This is a genomic window from Nostoc sp. UIC 10630, assembly GCF_010747425.1.
Classification (GTDB): Bacteria; Cyanobacteriota; Cyanobacteriia; order Cyanobacteriales; family Nostocaceae; genus Nostoc.
On sequence record NZ_JAAGOG010000380.1, the window covers coordinates 1 to 3,209 of the forward strand.

General features: G+C 36.4%; 6 protein-coding genes and 1 pseudogene. 4 read left to right on the forward strand and 3 right to left on the reverse strand.

From position 1 onward, the window contains the following. Positions 1-28: 28 nt before the first annotated feature. The gene (locus G1O98_RS37590) at positions 29-358 is read right to left on the reverse strand and encodes a type II toxin-antitoxin system RelE/ParE family toxin (RefSeq protein ID WP_163939463.1); all 330 of its coding nucleotides are present in this window, start codon (positions 356-358) and stop codon (positions 29-31) included. Next, positions 358-615: a type II toxin-antitoxin system ParD family antitoxin gene (locus G1O98_RS37595; protein ID WP_163939465.1), complete on the reverse strand. Its 258-nt coding sequence runs from the start codon at positions 613-615 to the stop codon at positions 358-360. The genes G1O98_RS37590 and G1O98_RS37595 overlap by 1 nt, the downstream gene beginning before the upstream one ends. A gap of 77 nt (positions 616-692) precedes the next feature. Between G1O98_RS37595 and G1O98_RS37600 the strand changes: the two genes are divergently transcribed. The 4 genes from G1O98_RS37600 to G1O98_RS37615 all read left to right on the forward strand — a co-directional run bounded on the left by G1O98_RS37600 (position 693) and on the right by G1O98_RS37615 (position 2,806). Further along, positions 693-965: a hypothetical protein gene (locus G1O98_RS37600; RefSeq protein WP_163939467.1), complete on the forward strand. Its 273-nt coding sequence runs from the start codon at positions 693-695 to the stop codon at positions 963-965. 232 nt (positions 966-1,197) lie between these two features. Next, entirely contained in the window at positions 1,198-1,692 is a 495-nt protein-coding gene (locus G1O98_RS37605) for a hypothetical protein (RefSeq protein WP_163939469.1), read from the forward strand. A gap of 231 nt (positions 1,693-1,923) precedes the next feature. After that, positions 1,924-2,388, forward strand: a complete 465-nt coding sequence (locus G1O98_RS37610) for a hypothetical protein (RefSeq protein WP_163939471.1) — start codon at positions 1,924-1,926, stop codon at positions 2,386-2,388. A gap of 40 nt (positions 2,389-2,428) precedes the next feature. After that, complete coding sequence (locus G1O98_RS37615; RefSeq protein WP_163939473.1) at positions 2,429-2,806, forward strand: hypothetical protein; 378 nt, start codon at positions 2,429-2,431, stop codon at positions 2,804-2,806. Between the two features lie 46 nt (positions 2,807-2,852). On the opposite strand, the pseudogene G1O98_RS37620 reads toward G1O98_RS37615, so the two are convergent. Beyond that, a pseudogene (locus G1O98_RS37620) lies at positions 2,853-3,089 on the reverse strand (tyrosine-type recombinase/integrase); the annotation flags it as partial. Between the last annotated feature and the right edge of the window lie 120 nt (positions 3,090-3,209).

The following is a 3,209-nucleotide window of genomic DNA, read 5'->3' on the forward strand; positions in this document are numbered from 1 at the left end:
CTTTAGAAATTTTAGATTACGCAGTTTATTAAACTGGCACTTTTCTATTAATTCTCCATAAAAGTAACCGAAGAACCAGACTTTGAATGTCTCTTGCCCCATGTAGAACACGAATGACTTCAATCCCTTGGTTTATAGGACGGTAGAAAATTAGATAATTCCCTACTGGAAAACTCCGCAGATTTGGTGCTAAGGAATCGCGTTTTCTTCCCATACCTGGGTTTGAAGCCAACATTTTGAGTTGACTGTCTATTTTCTGTAGAAGCTGATCTGCTTTTTCAAAGCTGTCCGAGGCAATAAAATTCCAAATATCCAATAAATCAGCTTGGGCTAACGGTTTTCTGAGAATTATCGCCATTATGCGGATTCTCTCTGCTGCCGTTGTTGTTTTGCCAATTCAATAATTTCATCCATGTTTAGAGGTGTAGATTCTCCGCTATCAATCCCAAGCTGTATCTCCTGACGCAACTCTGCAAGCCGTATTGCTTTGAGGGCATCCTGCTCCTTGAGAAGCCGCAGACCTTCTCGGATCACTTCAGAAGCAGAAGTGTACATACCGGTTTCAACTTTAGATTGCACCCACTTTTCTAGTTCGGGGGTCAAAGAAACGTTCATCTGCTACCTCTTGATAGGCTCATAGCAATAATCCTACAGGGAATAACAAAAAATGTCCAAGTTTGTTATTACTGGAGTTGAATAATGCCCAAGTAAGAAAAGAAGATGCAAAAATTCTTATATTGATTGTCACAGTTGATGTCGGCATCACCGTGCCAAAAGCAATTATTGACCTTCAGACTGCAAGTATCTTCAAGCAAAATCCTACTTTCGCTTCAAAAACGCTCCAACTTATATACAGCAAGGCTTTTCAGACCATCTTGCTGCTTTTTACTTGTATCTCGGCTCAATACCAATTAAGCTATAAGCTATTTGGTACAGCTTTTTTGTACGGTACAGCAAGGGTTTAAAGCCCTTAGATTTTAGAGACTTCAATTGGTACAGTTTTATCCGTGGCGATCGCAAGAGAGCGGGCGGGTACACCATCGCAGTATTGGAAACGGCTCATCAAGCCCAAGGGCGTAACTTTTGGTATTACTGCTCATTTCACCTCATTATCAACTTTTACAAATTTTATAGATAGTAGTTCGATTTGACCTGAAAATGCTTTTACTGAAGTTAATGTAAATTGCTACAAATACAATGATAGACCGTATTCTTATTTTAGCTATTTTCATTTTTATCGGAATACCATTAACCATTTTAGGCATCTTCTATAGCTTAAATTATTCAGGTTTCTGTTTTGCAAAGATGCGTTATTTAAGTGATAAAGAAAAGTTAATAATAGCTTTTGATTATAACAATAGGGAGGATACATTACCTGTATATTTAGGTGGAAAAGTAAAATATTACGAACATATCAAGTATGCAAGTTTTGATGAATATATCAAAGAAAATCCAGACTGCTGTTCTATCAATCACGGTGAAGCTTACAAGATTGCACAGTCTTCATTTATTCCAGAGTCTTCATTTTTAGATCGTATATCTGGACTTGGTTTTCGAGATTTGACAGTCATAAACTTCAAAGTACGTTATTTAGATGAGAACGGTAATCAGAGAGTACAAGAAGTACGTCTTGGAAATACTTTACGGAACTGTGGTCGTCCAGTATCCATTTGGTTTGATAAAGAACCCTAATCAAATTAAGTACAGAAGTATGTAATAACGTATAGGTATGTATCTCTAACTTGTACCGTACCAAAGCGAGAAATACTGTACCTATTAAATAACTCAAAAGTATCGAGGATTAATAATGAAGTTGTAACCATAAGAGCAAACTTCAAGTAATACAAATCTTTTAGATAGGAGTTAGATTTTACTGCAAGATGTTTTGACTGAAGAACTATGTAAATTATCACAGATTTAGTAATGAACCGCACCTATTTTTTAGCTAATTTCCTTTTAATCGGATTCCCGTTAACCATTTTAAGCATATACTTTAGCTTAAATTATTCAGGGTTCTGCTTTGCCAAAATGCGTTATCTCAGCGATTACGAGAAGATTAAATTAGCTTTTAATTCTCTAAATAGTGCAGAACAATTACGTATTAAAATTGCAGGTAAGATGCAATATCGCGAATTTATCAAGTATGAAAGTTTTGATGAATATATTAAAGAGAATCCTAATTGTTGTGCGATTAGTCCTCGTGGTGGTGTCGAGGTGGCTATACCAGATTCTTTTTTAAATCCTCGTATACTTGGACTTGATTCTGGCGAGGGGATACGTATTAAGTTCAAAGTGCGCTATTTAGATGAAAATAGCTTGCCAATATCTCAAGAAATCACTACTGGTATTGCTTTACAAAACTGTGGTAAAGTAATAGTTTTCGATTAATACTTCTTAAGTAAAACAACTGAAAATTTTGGAGGATCGTATGGCAATTTTAAACAGAAATGATATTACAAATTTGTATTTGTATGGTCAGCTAACAACTCCTGTTAATTTATTAGATAGTAGTTTAATTCGACCTAAAGATACTGTTATAAGAGTAGATGTTGATGCAGTAGAGTTAATGAAGGGTCCTGGTAGGTTTGCGGTCGGAAGCCAATTCGAGCTAATAAAAAGATTTTTCAACTCAAATATTTCAATTTCACCTGGAACTTACACTAAATTCGAGATAAATAATCTTATTTTGCAGCAGGAATTAATTGTATGGTCGATGCAACAATATAATTATAATGACAGTGTTAATGATTATTTAGATCGGGAAAGAAAAAATGGAAATTTTTGTCAAAAATCTGTAATTTTATAGTCATAAGTATCAAATTCCTTCGGTGTAGAATCTGGTATAGAAACCATCAAAAATCCAAAGCAGAGATAGCGTTTTGTTTCTGCTTCTCAGTTACCCCCAGGTAACGCTCCAAAGCTGCCAAAGTCCGATGTCCCGATATCTCCTGAATGTGGCGCAACGGTATCCCGGCATCGCTCATCCTGGTTAATGCAGTCCTCCGAAAGCTGTGGGTACTAACGCCCTCAATACCCAGCCGCACACAGGTATCTCTGAGAATTTTATCGGCGCTGACCTTGTGAATATGTAACAACCCATGCCGAAGCGGTTTATTTTCATAGGTTCTAGCCCAATACGGTTCAGTTAAGGCTCAAACAGTTGTAAATTAGGTATTGTTTCCAAAAATGGAAATCAAGTACGGTGCATC